We start from the raw sequence: 16,365 nt of genomic DNA, 5'->3' as shown, positions 1-16,365 counted from the left end.
CCGGGACCGTGGCGCACTGCACCTTCGTCGCCTCCGACCTCGGCTTCGGCGCCGCGTCCCGGGGCGCGGCCGGAGTCGTCGTGGACCGGGTGCTGGCCGACCCGACCGCGATCGAGATCCTTCCACCTGAAATGTCGAGGATTAGCGGGGCCTGACCGACCTGACCCCCCCGACTCCCGTCCGTCCGGCCGCCCGGTCCTGCCGCGACGCCGTTCACGCCGACCTCGGCGCCCCGGCGAGGGTGCCACCCGGTCCGGCCAGACGGACGGGGCTTTGCGTGGTTCTCCCACCCGCCCAGCCCTTTGTCTCCCCTCGGGCTCCGCCCGCCCCCGTCACCCCCGTGGTTGCCCACAGGACACGACAGTCGGTGCGGGGGTTCTCCCACCCGCCCAGCCCCTTTGTTCCCCTCGGGCTCCGCCCGCCCCCGTCGCCTCCGTGGTTCCCCATAGGACAGTGGCCGGGACGGTCCTGGGGCAACTCGCTCCTTGGATTTTCGTGACGTATCGCCCGGTCAAGGCGTGTATGGCGGTCTTTATGCGGCTGGACGCGCCGCAAGTGATGTACGAGGGTGGTCAAGTCCGGCAACCCCCTGCTCCGGAGTGACGCATGCGTGTTCTGATCCAGCTTCGCCCCTCCCCCGACCTCGTCGCCGCCGTGGCCGACCCGACCATGGTCGCCACCACCTCCGACGTGTCCGACGGCCTGCCCGGCGTCGTGCTGGACCACTCCTTCACCCCGGTGGCGGTGCCCCGTCCCGTTCCCGCCTCCCCCAGCGGCGACCCGCTGTCGCTGAACCAGCCCCTCGTCTATTCGATGGCGCCGGACGACGCCTCAGTATTGCTGCGCGGCGAGATGTCCGACGACGAGGTGAACATCCGGATGTCGCTGCTGCCTGGCCGCCGCGACGTGGTCGCCGTCTACGCCGATCCGGTCATCGAGACCTCGCTCACCTGCGGCGGCAACCCGCCGGTCGGGGACTGGCACGACGTCGAGCGGCTGCTGCGGGTGAGCGAACTGCTCGCCGAGGGCCTGGACGGGTCCGGGGTCACGCTGGCCGTCACCGACACCGGCATCAACGCGGCGCACGTGGCGCGGCGGCTCGGGCGGGGCATGACCATCGACCAGGATCGCAGTTGGACTCCGTCCGGCGTGGCGGGCAGTCCCGGCGAGTTCGCGGTCGACCACGGCTCGATGTGCGCGTTCGACGCGCTGATCGCCGCCCCGCAGGCGTCGCTGATCGACATCCCGGTGCTGCTGTCGGAGCGTCCCGGCGGGTCCGCGCTGGACGGGCTGCTCTCGGACGCGGTGGCGGCGTTCGCGCATCTGCGCACCGTCCTGGACGCGCAGCCCGCCGCGACCCGCTCGCTGGTGGTGACGAACAGCTGGGGCTCATTCTCGCCGCGCTGGGATTTCGCGCCCGGACATCCCGGTAATTACTCCGACAACCCGGCGCATCCCTTCAATCTGATCGTGGGCAGCCTCGCCGAAGCCGGAGCGGACCTGCTGTTCGCCGCCGGGAACTGCGGCCGGGACTGCCCGGACGGCCGCTGCGCCTATCCCGACCGGCCGATCTCGGGCGCCAACTCCCACCCGAAGGTCCTGTCTGTCGGCGGCGTGGACATCACCGGGGAACGCGTCGGCTACTCCTCCCAGGGGCCCGGGCGATTGACCGAACGCAAACCGGATATTTGCGCATACACCCACTTCGCCGGATCCCGCGCGTTCGGCGAGGAGTCCCCGGACTCCGGCACCTCCGCCGCCTGCCCCGTCGCGGCCGGTCTGGTCGCCGCGATCCGCACCCAGTGGCCCGCCGCCCGCCTGTCCCCCGGCCAGCTCCGCACACTGCTCCGCCGCAGCGCCGATGATCGCGGCGAACTCGGGTATGACTATGACTACGGCTACGGCATCGTGGACGTGGCCGGAATCATCGGAGCCCTGCGCAGCAGGGCGGACAGAGCGGCATGACGCCATGGTTCTCATCACCGTACGGCTTACGCGGGGAGCGACGATGGACCTCGCGCTCCGCAAGCTCGGCCTGACCAAACAGGACGTCGACCTCGGCTACGGCCTGATCCCACTGGATCCGGACAAGGGCAGCTACGGCATGCGGGTCACGCCGGAGGCCGCCGCCAAGCTCGCCGCCGAAGGGCACGACTTCGAGGGCCCCTGGTCGGACCCCCGGATCGAGCCGTTCGGCCCGCCGCGTTGACCGTCTGGGTGGTCTCGGGCCCGCCCGGCTCCGGCAAGTCGACCGTGTGCGCGGCCCTGCTGTCCCGGCTGCGCCCGGTCCCGGCGCTCCTGGACAAGGACACCCTGTACGGCGACTTCGTCGCGGCCACCCTGGCCTCCCACGACCGCCCGCCCGGCGAACGCGAGGGTCCCTGGTACGACGAGCACATCAAACGCCACGAATACCAGGGCCTGACCGCGACCGCGCGGGAGATCCGCTCCCACGGCTGCCCCGTCCTGCTCAGCGGGCCCTTCACCGGCCAGGTGCACGACGCCGGCCGCTGGCGGCTCTGGGTGAAGGACCTGGGCGGCCCTCCCGTCCACCTGCTCTGGGTCCGCTCCGACGCGGAGACGCTGCGCGAACGCCTGATCGCCCGGGCCTCGCCCAGGGACACCGGAAAACTCGCGGATTTCCCGGCGTTCCTGGCCGCGATAAGAGTGGACGAACCCCCTGCCGTACCGTACCTGGAGATCGACAACCGGCGCGGCGCGCGGTCGGTGCACGAGCAACTCGCGCGCTACTTATCCAAGGGATGAGGGAGCCCGCCGCCGGTCCGCACCCGCGCAGGCGGTGATCGGCGGCGGGCTCCCCGCCTGGCGCCAGACCGCGCTCTGGCAGCTCTGCTACTCAGCGGGAATAGTGCTCCACGACCAGCTGCTCGTCCACCGGGACCACGATCTGCTCCCGGAGGGGACGGCTCAGCAGGGTCGCGGTCAGGTTCTTGTGGTCCACCGATAGATAAGGCGCGATCCGGTCATCGGCGTACACGCCCTCGGCCGCGGCCACGAACGGCTGCGCCGCCCGGGACTTGGCCCGGACGCCGATCACCTGGCCCGGCTTGACCAGGTAGCTAGGGATGTCGACCTTCTTCCCGTCCACCGTGATGTGACCGTGGTTGACGTACTGCCGGGCCGCGTAGATCGACGGGGCGAGCCCCGCCCGCAGCACCACCGACGCCAGCCGGGTCTCCAGGATCGACACCAGCTCCTCCCCCGACCGGCCGGGACGGCGCAGCGCGAGATCCCAGTACCGCCGCAGCTGCCGCTCCGACACGTCGTAGTACCAGCGCAGCTTCTGCTTCTCCAGCAGCCGCACCCCGTAGTCCCCCACGCTCCGCCGGTTGGTCTTGCGCCCGTGCTCCCCGGGCGGGTACGGCCGCTGCTCGAAGTACTTCACCGCCTTCCGCGTCAGCGGGACCCCCGCCCGCCGGGACAGCCGCACCTTCGGACCCGTGTAGCGCACGCTCGCTCCTTTGTGGTTAGGTAAGCCTTACTTAGGTAAGACTAACCTTAGCCCATCGCCCGAAGGAGCGTCATGCAGCACCCGGTCACGGCCCCGCCCATCCCCGAGCGCGTCCGCACCCTCGCCGCCGGAGCCGCCCCCACCCACGTCTCCGTCGCGGGCTCGGTCCTCCCCGCCGCCGCCGTCCGCGGCGGCGTCGACGCCGAGGGCCGCCCGGTCCTCCTGGTCAAGCCCGCCGAGCTCCTGTACGACCTGACGGACGAGATCGTCGTCACCGTCGACCTGGTCGCCACCCGCGCCATCGACGGCGTGGACCGCGCCCGCGGCATGCTCAAAGTCCGCGGCTGGGCCCAGCCCGTGCCCCCCGAGCAGATCCGCGACACCGCGATCGCCATCTCGGAACGCTGCCCCGACGAGGACCTCTTCGCCGCCATCGAGTCCCGCGGCCCCCGCCTCCTCCGCGTCGACGCCGCCCAGGTCGTCTACCTCACCGGCCAGGAATCCGGCGTCCTGGACGCCGAGGACTACTTCACCGCCACCCCCGACCCCCTCCTCGACGCCGCCGAACGCATCCTCCACCACGTCAACTCCTCCCACCGCCCCCAACTCGTCCACGCGATGACCGCCCTCCTCGGCACCCCCGTCCCCAACGCCTGGATCTGGGAACTGGACCGCTACGGCACCACCATCCGCACCGCCCCCGACCACCTCCTCCGCCTCCCCTGGCCCACCCCTGCCACCTCCCCCGAGGAACTCGAACACGCCCTCGCCTGCCTCATGTGCCCCAACCGCCACTGATTTCCGGGCGTCGCCGTTGTCATCGAGTCGCCAGGGCTGCCCTAAATGGCTACGAGGGCCAGGATGTGATCGGTAGCCGGTTTGTCAGTTCCGCTTTCTCTTCCTGCTGGTGGTGGACTTCCTGGCCGTCCCCGCGCCCGATCCCCGCCTGGTGGTCGTACGCCTGCCGGAAGAGGACGAGGAAGGCGGGCGGTTGCTTGTGAATCCGTACCGTTCGAGCGTGGTTGGCCGCGGGGCCACCGCCGGTGTGATTCGCGGAGCGGGTGCGGGGGACGTTTCGCGTTTGGTCTTCCGCAGCGGCGTGTCCATGGCCGGCGCGGCCCTGTCACCGGATTCGTCGCGCTGGATCGGCGGCGGTATGTCACTGGCCGGTGCGGGCAATTGGTCCTCAGGCAGCACGTGGTCCCGGTCGAGGTGGGCGGCGAAGAGCGCATCCATCTCCGCTCCTTCCCCGGGATCGACCGAGAGTCCCTCTTGTTTCTCCTCACGATCGGTAGCGACGGTGGCGTGGGAGGCGGCGTCGATTCCGGCTGAGACCTTGGCATACAGGCTGCTCATCGACTCATCCTCACTGGATGGACATCCCGTGTCGTGGGCTCCCGAATCCCCCAGCGCCAGATCATTCCGCTGGGCGATCACCTCGGGGTCGTACCTTCTGACCCAGTAGAGCTCGGCCAGCACACCGCCGCAATTATCAGCGGACAGATTCAGGGCCCGGCCGATGACCTGCCAGAGCATGGCGGACTTGAACTGGTGCTCCATGATTCCGGGAAGCGAGTCGGGCACAACCCCGCGGACCTGAGCGAGCCAGTCTTCTGTCATCGGATCTCTGGGATGGGCCACGAAGAACTGCGTCAGCTCCATGTTGTTGTCGATGAATCTCTCAAGATCCGCGAAATTCTCGAAGGCCCCCCATTGGCTGTCCTCATATCCCGGTAGCGGAAATACCGGCCCGGCGGAGGGCGGGACGGTGGGACGGCCGGCCATGATCTGATCGCCGTCTTCATCACGGTCTCCGTGGTACTCCGGCAACCGCGAGGACCGGTCCACCCGGTAATCCGGCAACCGGCGCGGCGGCGTCTCCGTTGGTCCCCCGGTTCGCGGGGGAACGGGGAGCCCCGACCGTGCTAGATCGCTTCGGGGGCGAGGATGTGATCGGTGACCAGGAGGGCGGAGCCGGTGAGGCCGGCGGCGGGGCCGAGGCGGGTGCGTTCGATGCGGAGGGTGCGGGTGGCCAGCTGGGTGGAGCGGCGGTAGACGACTTCGCGGACGCCGGAGACGAGGGGCTGGAACATTTCGGCGACGTCGCCGCCTAGGACGACGATGGCGGGGTTGAGGAGGTTGACGGCGCCGGAGATGACCTCGCCGAGGCGGCGGCCGGCCTGGCGGACGACGGCCATGGTTTCGGCGTCGCCGGCGCGGACGAGGGCGGTGACGTCGGCGAGGGTGTGGACGTCGCGGCCTTGGGCGCGGAGGTCGCGGAGGATGGCGGTGCCGCTGGCGAGGGAGTCGACGCAGTCGGTGTTGCCGCAGCGGCAGAGCACGCCGCCGCCGTCGCGGACGGGGATGTGGCCGATCTCGCCGGCCGCGCCGAGGGCGCCGCGCAGGATGGAGCCGCCGGAGATGACGCCGGCGCCGATGCGGGTGGAGACCTTCACGAACAGCAGGTCGCCGAGTTCGGCGGCGTAGGCGGCGCGGTGCTCGCCCATGGCGATCACGTTGACGTCGTTGTCGACCAGGACGGGGACGGGGAAGCGGGCGGCGATCAGGGGCGGGATCTCGACGCCGGTCCAGCTGGCCATCACGCGGGCCGATTCGGTGCGCCCGGCGGCGAACTCGACGGTGGCGGGCACGCCGAGGCCGACGCCGACGACCGGGGCGCGGCCGTAGAGCAGCTTGTCCCAGGTGTCCATGACGAGCGGGAGCACGACGCCGGGGCCTTCCTCGACGTCGATGACCACCTCGGTGCGGTCCAGGATGGCGCCGGCCAGGTCGCAGACCGCGATCTGGGTACGGCTCGCGCCCAGCGACGCCACCGGCACGAACCCCCCGGCGGTGTTGAACCGCAGCCGCACGGGCGGGCGGCCCCCGGTGGACGGGCCTTCCGCGTCCTCCACGACGAGGCCGCGCTGGAGCAGTTCGGTCACCCGGTGCACCACGGCGGGCCGGGACAGGCCGGTCACCCTGCCGAGGTCGGCGCGGGTCACCGCCTCCCCGCTCCGGATGAGCTGAAGGACCTCGCCGGTCGTGGCTAGACGTGACATCACGCCGAAGCTAAGCACACGAACGAACCAAAGTTCAACGACTTTTCTATTCGGAGTTACAAAACTCAGCTTGAAAGAGCACATAACTTCGCGCTACTGTCCCTCGTGTCGCATGAGTCAGGAGCGCCGATGCACCCGATCGTCCACGAGGTCACCGAGCGGATCAGGAGCCGCAGCCGCGCCAGCCGCGCCGCGTACCTGGCCCGCGTGGACCAGGCCGCCGCCGAGCTGCGCGCCGAGGGCCCGGCCCGGGGACGGCTCGCGTGCGCCAACCTCGCGCACGGCTTCGCGGCGGCGGAGGAGGACAAGCCCGCGTTACGCGCCGCCGTCCGGCCGGGCGTGGCGATCGTGACGTCGTACAACGACATGCTTTCCGCGCATCAGCCGTACGAGACCTATCCGCCGGAGTTGAAGCAGGCGGTGCGGGCGGCGGGCGGGGTGGCGCAGGTGGCGGGCGGGGTGCCGGCCATGTGTGACGGGGTCACGCAGGGGCGGGCGGGGATGGAGCTGTCGCTCTACAGCCGGGACCTGATCGCGATGTCCACGGCGGTCGCGCTGTCGCATGACATGTTCGACGCGGCGCTGCTGCTCGGGGTGTGCGACAAGATCGTGCCGGGGCTGTTCATCGGGGCGCTGCGGTTCGGGCATCTGCCCGCGATGTTCGTGCCCGCGGGGCCGATGACCTCGGGGCTGCCGAACAAGGTCAAGGCGCGGGCCCGGCAGCGGTTCGCCGAGGGCAGGATCGCCAGGGACGAGATGCTGGACGCGGAGGCCAAGTCCTACCACTCCCCCGGGACCTGCACGTTCTACGGCACGGCCAACTCCAACCAGCTGCTGATCGAGGTCATGGGGCTGCACCTGCCGGGCGCGACGTTCGTCAATCCGCGTACGGAGCTGCGGCAGGCGCTCACCCAGGCCGCCGGGCGGCGGATCGTGGAGCTGACCGCGCACGGCGGCGAGTACACGCCGATCGGGCATGTCGTGGACGAGCGGGCGATCGTGAACGCGGTGGTCGCGCTGCTGGCCTCCGGCGGTTCCACCAACCACACGATGCACCTGGTCGCGATGGCGGCGGCCGCCGGGATCGAGCTCACCTGGGATGACATGGCCGATCTGTCGAAGGTCGTCCCGTCGGTGGCGCGGATGTACCCGAACGGCCAGGCCGACGTGAACCACTTCCAGGCCGCGGGGGGCATGCCGGTGTTCATCGGCACGCTGCTGGACGCGGGGCTGCTCTGGGAGGACGTGCTGACGGTCGCGGGCCGGGGCCTGCGCTCCTACCTGAGCGTCCCCGAACTGAAGGACCAGGAAGTCGTCTGGACCGAGCGGAACGGCGCTAGCGGCGATCTGGACGTGCTTCGCCCGGCAAGTGACCCTTTCTCCCCCGACGGGGGAATTCATATGATCTCCGGGAATCTGGGGCGCGCGGTGAGCAAGGTCTCGGCGGTCAAGCCCGAGCACCTGGTCATCGAAGCCCCGGCGAAGGTCTTCGACGACCAGCGCGACCTGCTCGGCGCGTTCGAGCGGGGCGAGCTGGACGGGCGGGATTTCGTGGCCGTCGTCCGGTATCAGGGGCCGAGCGCGAACGGCATGCCCGAACTGCACAAGCTCACGCCGCCGCTGGCCGTCCTGCTGGACCGGGGACAGCAGGTGGCGATCGTCACCGACGGCCGGATGTCCGGCGCGTCGGGCAAGGTCCCGGCCGCGATCCACCTCTCCCCGGAGGCCGCGGACGGCGGCGCCCTCGCGCTGCTGCGTGACGGCGATCCCATCCGTCTCGACTCGGTCGCCGGCACGCTTGACGTGCTGACCGACCTGTCGGGACGGACGCCGGCCGGTTCCCCGCCCCCGGCCGACAAATGGGCTGGAACCGGGCGCGAGCTTTTTGCCGCCTTCCGTCGTACGGTTGGACCCGCGGAACGCGGTGCCAGCATCTTCGGAGGGTTCTAAGTGAGCTACCCCTGGCTCGTCGCCGACATCGGCGGCACCAACGCACGTTTCGGAATCGTCACCCAGGCCGGCGCGCGGCCGGAATCGGTGGCCGTCCTGAACGTCGCCGAGCGACAAGGCCTAGCCGATGCCGTAGCCGCCTATCTCGCAGACCATGCGGGCGGAGTTCGGCCGGGGGCCGCGTGCCTGGCGATCGCCGGACCGGTGAAAGGAGACACCTATCGCCTCACCAACGCGGCCTGGAGCGGTTCCGTCCGGGAACTGCCCATCCCGCAGGTGGAACTGCTGAACGACTTCGAGGCCTTGGCGGTCTCGCTGCCGCACCTGGCCGGCGACGACCTCACCCCGCTCGGCGGGCCCGCCCCGACGGCGGGCATGGTCAAGGCCGTGCTCGGCCCGGGCACGGGCCTCGGCGTGGCCGGTCTGGTCCCGGCCGGCTCCGGCTGGGTGCCGGTGCCGGGCGAGGGCGGGCACGTGTCCATCCCGTGCGTCACCGACCTGGAGTTCGAGATCGTCCGGGCGCTGCGCGCGGACGGCCTGCCGTATGTGGACGCCGAGCACCTGCTGTCCGGGTCCGGGCTGCCCCGGCTCTACCGGGGGCTCTCGCTGGTCCGGGGCATCGGCGCGGGGCGCAAGACGGCGTCGGAGATCGTGGCGGCCGACGACGCGCTGTCGGTGGAGACGGTCGAGGTGTTCCTGGCCCTGCTGGGCGGGTTCGCCGGGAACGTGGCGCTGACGATGGGCGCGCGCGGCGGGGTCTACCTGGGCGGCGGCGTGCTGCCGAGGATCGTGGCGCGGGTCAAGGACAGCGAGTTCCGGACCAGGTTCGAGCAGACCAGCCCGGCGCTGGTGGACTATCTGAGCCCGATCGCGACCTCGCTGATCGTGGCCGAGCAGCCCGCGCTGACCGGCGCGACGGCGTGGCTGGCGCAGCGGGCGGGCAGCGTGGAGCTGGTATGAGCGAGATTCCCGGGCTGGCCCCCGCCATCCCGGTGGCCGTGATCGAGGAAATGGTATGAGCGAGATTCTTGACCTGGCCCCCGTCATCCCGGTCGTCGTGATCGAGGACGTGGCGACCGCGGTGCCGCTGGCGCGCGCGCTGGTGGCGGGCGGCCTGCCGGTGATCGAGGTGACGCTGCGGACTCCGGCCGCGCTGGAGTCGATCAGGCGGATCGCGGCCGAGGTGCCGGACGCGGTGATCGGCGCGGGCACGATCCTGGCCTCCGGCGACGCCGCCAAGGCGGTGGCGGCGGGTTCCAGGTTCCTGGTCTCCCCCGGGTCGACGCCGTCGCTGATCGACGCGATGGGCGCGAGCGGCGTGCCGTTCCTGCCGGGCGTGGCGACCGCCTCGGAGGTGCTCGGCCTGTACGAGCGCGGATTGCGGGAGATGAAGTTCTTCCCGGCCGAGGCGGCGGGGGGCGTGCCGTACCTGAAGGCGCTGGGCGGGCCGCTCCCGGGGGTGCGGTTCTGTCCCACCGGGGGGATCCGGAGGGAGATCGCGCGGGACTATCTCGCCCTTCCTAACGTAGGATGCGTCGGCGGCACTTGGCTGACCCCAGCGGACGCGCTCGCGACCGGCGACTATGCCCGGATCGAGAAGCTCGCCGGGGAAGCCGCCGCCTTACAACTCCCATAGATCGCCAGACCTCGTCGGCCCATGCCATCCTCCCTCGGCTGGGCCGACGGCCATGCTCGTGTCCGAAACCCGGAAACACGATCATGGGTATCGGGCCCGTGACTCCCAACCGGGAAAGTCACGGGCCCTCTCCATATATCCGGGCATTCTCCACAATTCTCAATAATTGCCATTCAGGCCCGCGTGGTGGACGACATTCGGCTTTCATTGACTCCGAAAGCCATGCTCTAGCGAGGCGGGAATGTCAGTTCAGAATCGCAGGAAACGCCGCGTCCGCCCGAATTCCAGCGCGCCCTCGGCGACGGAATCCGGCAAACAGAAGATCATCCTGTGGGTCTGCGGCGCGGTGCTGGTCCCCCTGCTGGCCGGAATCCCCGCCTTCCTGCAACACTCGGACGCGCAGGCGCCCGCACCCGAGCTGTTCCAGAACCAGCGCAAGATCGTCTACACCGGCAAGGGCACGATCTTCGCCGTCGACCGGGACGGAATCCTCCGCCGTTTCCAGCATCTCGGATTCGAGACGGGCGAGAAACGATGGTCCGACCCGCCGGGAATCGAAGTCGGCGAAGGCTGGCAGCGTTTTGTCTGGATTATCGCCGGAAATCCGGGCACGCTCTACGCGGTCGACTTCGAAGGGCGCATGTTCCTCTTCGATTATCTGTCCGGGCGGATGGACGCGGGCGACGGCAGGCTCATCAAGATCGGGCTACCTTCGTTCAAGAGCTTCACGGGGGCGTACGACGTCTTCTACGGCCTGCGGGAGGACGGCGGGGTGTGCTGGTACCGGCATCTCGGCGCGGGCACCTGGGCCGACAACGGCGCGTGCTCGCTGGTGAAGCGCGGCATGCGCGGCTACGACCGCCTGATCGCCACCGGGCAGGGCGTGGTCTTCGCCATCGACGCCAACGGCGACCTGCGCTGGTTCCGGCACCTGAACAGCGCGCTCGGCGGCTACACCTGGGAAGGCGACGGGCTCGGCCCCAACGGCCAGGGCTGGATCGGCGACCTGGACGTGACCTCCCTGGACGGCGTCGTCTACGCCCTCACCCCGGGCTACGCCCTGAAGTGGTTCCGCTACGACACCCCCCAGGTCTACAAGAGCGGCGTCGAGGGCTGGTACAACCGGGGCACCATGCTGCTCCCGGCCGCCGGGGTCAGCGGTTGACCAGCGGCCCGGAACCGGTGGAGCCGCGCACGACCAGCTCCGGCTGGAAGACCAGCTCCAGGTTCTTGGCGGGGGTGCCGCCGATCACCTCCAGCAGGGTCTCCACGGCGGCCGAGGCCATCGAGCCGATCGGCTTGCGCACGGTGGTCAGCGGCGGGTCGGTGAACGGGATCAGCGGCGAGTCGTCGAAGCCGACCACCGAGACGTCGCCGGGCACCGACAGGCCGCGTTCCCTGGCGGCCCGGACCGCGCCGAGGGCCATCAGGTCGCTGGCGCAGAACAGCCCGGTGCAGCCGCGGTCGATCAGCGCCCCGGCGGCGGCCTGACCCCCCTCCACGGTGAACAGCGAGTGCTGGATCAGGTCGCTGGTGTCGGTGATGCCGAGCAGCTGCCCCATGGTCTGCCGGAAGCCCTCGATCTTCCTGATCACCGGCACGAACCGGCGCTGCCCGATGGCCAGGCCGATGCGCTCGTGACCGAGGTCGACCAGGTGCTGCACGGCCAGCCGGGTGGCCAGCCGGTCGTCCGGCGAGATGAACGGCGCCTGGATGGTCTCGTTGTAGCCGTCCACCAGCACGATCGGCAGGCCCCGGTCGGTCAGCCGGGTGTAACGATCCATCCGGGCCGTGGTGTCGGCGTGCAGCCCGGAGACGAAGACGATGCCGCTGACGCCCCGGTCGATGAGCATCTCGGTGAACTCGTCCTCGGGCGCGCCGCCGGGCAGCTGGGTGCACAGGATCGGCGTGTACCCGTGCTGGGTGAGCGCCTTCTCGATGGCCTGGGCGAAGGCCGGGAAGATCGGGTTGTCCAGTTCGGGGGTGACCAGGCCGATCAGGCCGTTGCTGCGCTGCCGCAGCCGCTGGGGGCGCTCGTAGCCCATCAGGTCGAGCGCGGTGAGCACGGCCTGGCGGGTGGCGGCCGAGACCCCCGCCTTGCCGTTGAGCACACGGCTTACCGTGGCTTCGCTGACGCCTGCCTGGGCCGCGATGTCGGAGAGCCGCGCGTTGTTCATGACCGTTACTTTAGACATTCTCCACGGCCCACCATGTGGCCGAATCGGGAGCGAGCCGTACAACATTGCCGGAAATTGATGGGTTAGCACTCACAAGCAGCGGCTCGCCCGGACGATTCACCTCAATCCAGTCACCGGTGAGGTTCATCAGGCACCGGAACGCGGGGCCGCGATCGAAGGCGAGCACGCCGTCCGGGGACGGGCGCCAGGTGAGGGTGCCGTCGCCGAGCGCCGGGTGGTCCTTCCTGATGGCCAGCGCCCGGGTGTAGAGGCTGAGGATCGAGTCCGGGTCGTCGAGCTGGGTCTCCACGGCCAGGTCGCGCCAGGCGGACGGGACCGGGAGCCAGGTCTCGGTGATGCCGGGCGGGGAGAAGCCGAACGGCGGCTCGCCGGTGGCGCTCCACGGGAGCGGGACCCGGCAGCCGTCCCGGCCGCTCTCGGCGTCGCGCAGCCGCTGCGGGTCGCGGAGCACCTCCTCGGGCAGGTCGAGCACCTCCGGCAGGCCGAGTTCCTCACCCTGGTAGACGTAGCTGGAGCCGGGCAGCGCCAGCATCAGCAGGGCGGCGGCCTTGGCGCGGGCCAGGCCGGCGGCGCCGCCGCCGTAGCGGGTCACGTGGCGCTTGACGTCGTGGTTGGAGAGCACCCAGGTGGCGGGGGCGCCGACCAGCGCGACCGTCTCCAGCGACACCTCGATCACGTGCCGGAACCGCTCGGCGTCCCAGGGGGTGTTCAGGAAGTGGAAGTTGAACGCCTGGTGCAGCTCGTCGGGGCGGACGTAGTTGGCCAGGCGCTGCGGCGTGGGCGCCCAGGCCTCGGCGACGCCGATGCGCTCGCCCGGGTAGCCGTCCAGGATCCGCCGCCAGGAGCGGTGGATCTCGTGCACGCCCTCCTGGTCGAAGTACGGCACGACCTGGGTGCCGATCATCCGCGCCTGCCCCGAGTAGCCCACGTCGGGCAGCCCCTCGGCCTTGACCATGCCGTGCGCGACGTCGATCCGGAATCCGTCCACGCCCAGGTCGAGCCAGAACCGCAGCACGTCGGCGAACTCGGCGTGCACCTCGGGGTGCGCCCAGTTGAGGTCGGGCTGCTGCGGGGCGAACAGGTGCAGATACCACTGCCCGTCCGGCAGCTGGGTCCAGGCGGGACCACCGAAGATCGACTCCCAGTCGTTGGGGGGCTCGTCACCGTCGCGGAAGATGTAGCGCTCGCGTTCCGGCGACCCGGGCCCGGCCTGGACGGCGGCCTCGAACCAGGCGTGCCGGTCGGAGGTGTGGTTGGGCACCACGTCCACGATGATCCGCAGCCCGAGCGCGTGCGCGTCCTCGATCAGCGCCCTGGCGTCCTCCAGCGAGCCGAAGACCGGGTCGACGCCCCGGTAGTCGGCCACGTCGTAGCCGAAGTCGGCCATCGGGGACGGGTAGAACGGCGTCAGCCAGATCGCGTCGACGCCCAGGTCGGCCAGGTAGCGCAGCCGGCTGCGGACGCCGAGCAGGTCGCCGATCCCGTCGCCGTTGCCGTCGGCGAAGCTTCGCACGTACACCTGGTAGATCACGGCGTCGCGCCACCAGCGGGTCGCCGGGACCGGCTCGGCGGGCAGGACGTCAGGCGAGAGTGCGCTCATCTTGGGGTCCCCGATTGTCGCGAAGGTCATCTCATCAACATGAAAGACCTTACAGAAAGTTGCCGCAAACCCTGCCAACCCGTCGATGCGACACTGTGACCTGGGAACGTCCCATGATTGGACGATATTTCGCCCTTTCGGCACTCCGGTATTCGTTGTCAGTAAAGGCCAATAGGGATGTGTCAAGACCCCGCAACACCGCAGTAACCGGTGCGTTCCCTATTTTTCATGGCATGTATGGACATGGACCGTGCCGACACGATGTACTACCTCATCAATCACAACTGACATGGCGGGATCCGGGCACTGCGCGCCCGGAGGAACGAGTTTCCATGATCGAGCGCCGCTCGCGAGGCATGACGGCCCGCGTACAGTGCACGAGCACATCCGTGCCGCCAGGCGAGGAGCAGGCATGAGCACGGTCGTCCTCGACAACGTGACCAAGGTGTACCCGGGTGGGTACCTCGCGGTCGACCGGATGAACCTGCGTGCCGATGACGGTGAACTCCTGGTCCTGCTCGGCCCTTCCGGATGCGGCAAATCGACCCTGCTGCGCATGATCGCCGGCCTTGAGGAGATCACCGGCGGCGATCTCTGGCTCGGCGGCAAGATCGCCAACCATCTGGCCCCCCGGGATCGGGACGTGGCGATGGTGTTCCAGAACGGCGCCCTCTACCCGCACCGCACGGTCCGCGGCAACCTCTCCTTCCCGCTGGAGATCGCCAAGGCGGATCCGGCCGTGGTCAAGGAACGGGTCATCGAGCTGTCGAAGGCCCTGCACATCGACGAGACTTTGGATCGGCGGCCTGGAACGCTCTCCGGTGGCCAGCGCCAGCGGGTCGCGATGGGCCGGGCGATCGTGCGCCAGCCGTCCCTGTTCCTGATGGACGAGCCGCTGTCCAACCTGGACGCGGGCATGCGCACCGAGTTACGCATGGAGATCTCGTCCCTGGTGCGCGCTCTGGGCGTCACCACCATCTACGTCACGCACGATCAGGTCGAGGCGCTCACGCTCGCCGACCGGATCGCCATCATGAACCGGGGCGTGCTGCAGGACATCGGCACCCCCGCCCAGGTCTACAACGACCCGGCCACCGCGTTCACCGCGGCCTTCCTCAGCTCCCAGCAGCTCAACCTGCTGGCGGCTACGGTGCGTACACCACAGAACCAGTTCATACTCCTTGACTTCGGTACGCACCAGATCACGATGCCCTGGACCGATCCACGCGCTTACGCGGTGTCACAACACACCGGCAGCCAGATCATCGTCGGCATCCGCCCGGACGCGCTCGCGCCGATGCCGGAGAAGATGGACGGCCCCTCGTTCATGGGCCGGGTGCGGACCCTGGAGTACCACGGGCACGAGTGGCTGGCCTACGTGGAGGCGGGCATCCCGGCGGTGGCCGTACCGGAACCGCCGGATCCGCGGACCCGCAACGGATACGCCAACGGCCACGGGAACGGCGGCGGGAAGGCGCGGTCGATGATGCGCCGCCTGCTCGGCCCGGCCGAGCAGGAGTTCGCGCAGGGCGAGTCGGTGCAGTCGGCGGCCGCCGCCGCGCTCGGCAGCGGCTCGCACCGCCGGGCCGACCTGATCGTACGGCTCGGCTCGCGCCCCTTCTGGAAGGCCGGCGAGCACGCCCGGGTCGCCGTGGATGTCTCCCGCCTGATGCTGTTCACCCAGTCGGGCGCCAGGATCGACCCGCCCCGCAGGTAGTCACGCCCGCTGCGCGCTGGCGTGCGTCAGCACCGAGACCACGTCCACCAGCCGGGCGACGCGGTCCAGCTCGGCCTTGTGGAAGGCCGGTCCCTCCCGGCGGGCCACCACCAGATGCACGTCCTCGACCGGCACGCTGGCCAGGTGCAGCGCGCCCTCGCTGTGCACGGTCGGCCGGATCGCGGTGAACTTCGCGGCGGGCATCTCCTCGGGAGCCTGCGAGCTGCCGTGCATCACATCGCCGGTGACCGCGTCGAGCGCGACCGCCCATTCCGCGCTGACCAGGTCGGGCACCGCGTCGACCAGGGTGATCACCGCACGGCTGGGATCGGCCGCGATATGGCCGAGCAGGTCGTAGTCGGGGTTGGCGCCGGGCAGTTCCCTGGTCGGCCAGGCCGCCTCGACCCGCACGCCCGGCACGACCGAGATGCGCTCGCTCAGCTCGGCGGCGCTGAAGATCGCCGACCAGGAGACGGTGAAGTCGTCGACGGCCCGCCCGGCCTCCCGTTCCAGCACGGTGACCTGGAGGATGTCCGCGCCCATCACGCCGAACGCGCGAGCCACCTGGCCCAGCACGCCGGGCCGATCCGGCAGCGACACCCGTAGCCGCAACAGCACGTCGATCACCTCTCCTCCCACAGCCGCGTGACCACGCGCTGTGTGGCTCCACAGTGCCGTAGCCACGTTTCGGCGATGTTCCGGGGAGATGTCCAGCATAAAGCGGTTGTGC

Annotated in this window: 15 protein-coding genes; 9 read left to right on the top strand and 6 right to left on the bottom strand. The window is 70.2% G+C overall.

Features of this window, described 5'->3' with window-relative positions; genetic code table 11:
* Positions 1 to 606: 606 nt before the first annotated feature.
* The 3 genes from ABGB08_RS36495 to ABGB08_RS36485 are packed head-to-tail and all read left to right on the top strand — an operon-like array spanning position 607 to position 2,766.
* Positions 607 to 1,965: a S8 family serine peptidase gene (locus tag ABGB08_RS36495; RefSeq protein ID WP_347600224.1), complete on the top strand. Its 1,359-nt coding sequence runs from the start codon at positions 607 to 609 to the stop codon at positions 1,963 to 1,965.
* A 43-nt stretch (positions 1,966 to 2,008) separates the two neighbouring features.
* Complete coding sequence (locus ABGB08_RS36490; protein ID WP_246269247.1) at positions 2,009 to 2,209, top strand: hypothetical protein; 201 nt, start codon at positions 2,009 to 2,011, stop codon at positions 2,207 to 2,209.
* Positions 2,206 to 2,766 carry an AAA family ATPase gene (locus tag ABGB08_RS36485; RefSeq protein ID WP_347600221.1) on the top strand — a complete coding sequence of 187 codons (561 nt, stop codon included), beginning with the start codon at positions 2,206 to 2,208 and terminating at the stop codon, positions 2,764 to 2,766. Before ABGB08_RS36490 ends, ABGB08_RS36485 begins: the two co-directional genes overlap by 4 nt.
* 91 nt (positions 2,767 to 2,857) lie before the next feature.
* Here ABGB08_RS36485 and rpsD read toward each other — a convergent pair whose 3' ends face one another.
* Positions 2,858 to 3,472, bottom strand: a complete 615-nt coding sequence (gene rpsD, locus ABGB08_RS36480) for a 30S ribosomal protein S4 (protein ID WP_347600218.1) — start codon at positions 3,470 to 3,472, stop codon at positions 2,858 to 2,860.
* Positions 3,473 to 3,544: 72 nt separating this feature from the next.
* Here rpsD and ABGB08_RS36475 point away from each other — a divergent pair, with 72 nt between their 5' ends.
* Positions 3,545 to 4,270 (top strand): DUF2470 domain-containing protein, encoded by a 726-nt coding sequence (locus ABGB08_RS36475; RefSeq protein ID WP_347600215.1) that lies wholly within the window; start codon positions 3,545 to 3,547, stop codon positions 4,268 to 4,270.
* A gap of 84 nt (positions 4,271 to 4,354) precedes the next feature.
* Here the strand turns inward: ABGB08_RS36475 and ABGB08_RS36470 are convergent, their stop codons facing one another.
* Together ABGB08_RS36470 and ABGB08_RS36465 are read right to left on the bottom strand one after the other, a co-directional pair.
* Positions 4,355 to 5,257, bottom strand: a complete 903-nt coding sequence (locus ABGB08_RS36470) for a hypothetical protein (protein WP_347600212.1) — start codon at positions 5,255 to 5,257, stop codon at positions 4,355 to 4,357.
* 140 nt (positions 5,258 to 5,397) lie between these two features.
* Entirely contained in the window at positions 5,398 to 6,534 is a 1,137-nt protein-coding gene (locus ABGB08_RS36465; protein WP_347600209.1) for an ROK family transcriptional regulator, read from the bottom strand.
* Between the two features lie 129 nt (positions 6,535 to 6,663).
* Between ABGB08_RS36465 and edd the strand changes: the two genes are divergently transcribed.
* The 4 genes from edd (at position 6,664) to ABGB08_RS36445 (ending at position 11,285) form a co-directional block, all read left to right on the top strand.
* Complete coding sequence (edd, locus tag ABGB08_RS36460; RefSeq protein ID WP_347600206.1) at positions 6,664 to 8,484, top strand: phosphogluconate dehydratase; 1,821 nt, start codon at positions 6,664 to 6,666, stop codon at positions 8,482 to 8,484.
* Positions 8,485 to 9,444: a glucokinase gene (locus ABGB08_RS36455; RefSeq protein ID WP_347600203.1), complete on the top strand. Its 960-nt coding sequence runs from the start codon at positions 8,485 to 8,487 to the stop codon at positions 9,442 to 9,444.
* A 55-nt stretch (positions 9,445 to 9,499) separates the two neighbouring features.
* Positions 9,500 to 10,120 (top strand): bifunctional 4-hydroxy-2-oxoglutarate aldolase/2-dehydro-3-deoxy-phosphogluconate aldolase, encoded by a 621-nt coding sequence (locus ABGB08_RS36450; protein WP_347600200.1) that lies wholly within the window; start codon positions 9,500 to 9,502, stop codon positions 10,118 to 10,120.
* Between the two features lie 241 nt (positions 10,121 to 10,361).
* Positions 10,362 to 11,285, top strand: coding sequence for a tachylectin-related carbohydrate-binding protein (locus tag ABGB08_RS36445; protein WP_347600197.1), 924 nt, complete (start codon positions 10,362 to 10,364; stop codon positions 11,283 to 11,285).
* Here the strand turns inward: ABGB08_RS36445 and ABGB08_RS36440 are convergent.
* Positions 11,275 to 12,297, bottom strand: coding sequence for a LacI family DNA-binding transcriptional regulator (locus ABGB08_RS36440; protein WP_347600194.1), 1,023 nt, complete (start codon positions 12,295 to 12,297; stop codon positions 11,275 to 11,277). The two genes, ABGB08_RS36445 and ABGB08_RS36440, sit on opposite strands and share 11 nt — an antisense overlap.
* A 10-nt stretch (positions 12,298 to 12,307) precedes the next feature.
* Entirely contained in the window at positions 12,308 to 13,918 is a 1,611-nt protein-coding gene (locus ABGB08_RS36435) for a glycoside hydrolase family 13 protein (RefSeq protein WP_347600231.1), read from the bottom strand.
* Between the two features lie 412 nt (positions 13,919 to 14,330).
* Here ABGB08_RS36435 and ABGB08_RS36430 point away from each other — a divergent pair, with 412 nt between their 5' ends.
* On the top strand, positions 14,331 to 15,635 hold the full coding sequence (locus ABGB08_RS36430) for an ATP-binding cassette domain-containing protein (protein ID WP_347600191.1): 1,305 nt from the start codon (positions 14,331 to 14,333) through the stop codon (positions 15,633 to 15,635).
* On the opposite strand, the gene ABGB08_RS36425 is transcribed toward ABGB08_RS36430, so the two are convergent.
* A complete protein-coding gene (locus ABGB08_RS36425; RefSeq protein WP_347600188.1) occupies positions 15,636 to 16,262 on the bottom strand; it encodes an amino acid-binding protein in 627 nt (208 codons plus the stop codon).
* Positions 16,263 to 16,365: the final 103 nt, after the last annotated feature.

Source organism: Acrocarpospora sp. B8E8, assembly GCF_039871605.1.
GTDB classification, from domain to species: domain Bacteria; phylum Actinomycetota; class Actinomycetes; order Streptosporangiales; family Streptosporangiaceae; genus Acrocarpospora; species Acrocarpospora macrocephala.
The sequence above is the reverse complement of the archived record's forward strand: the minus strand, read 5'-3'. Positions and strand labels throughout refer to the sequence as shown.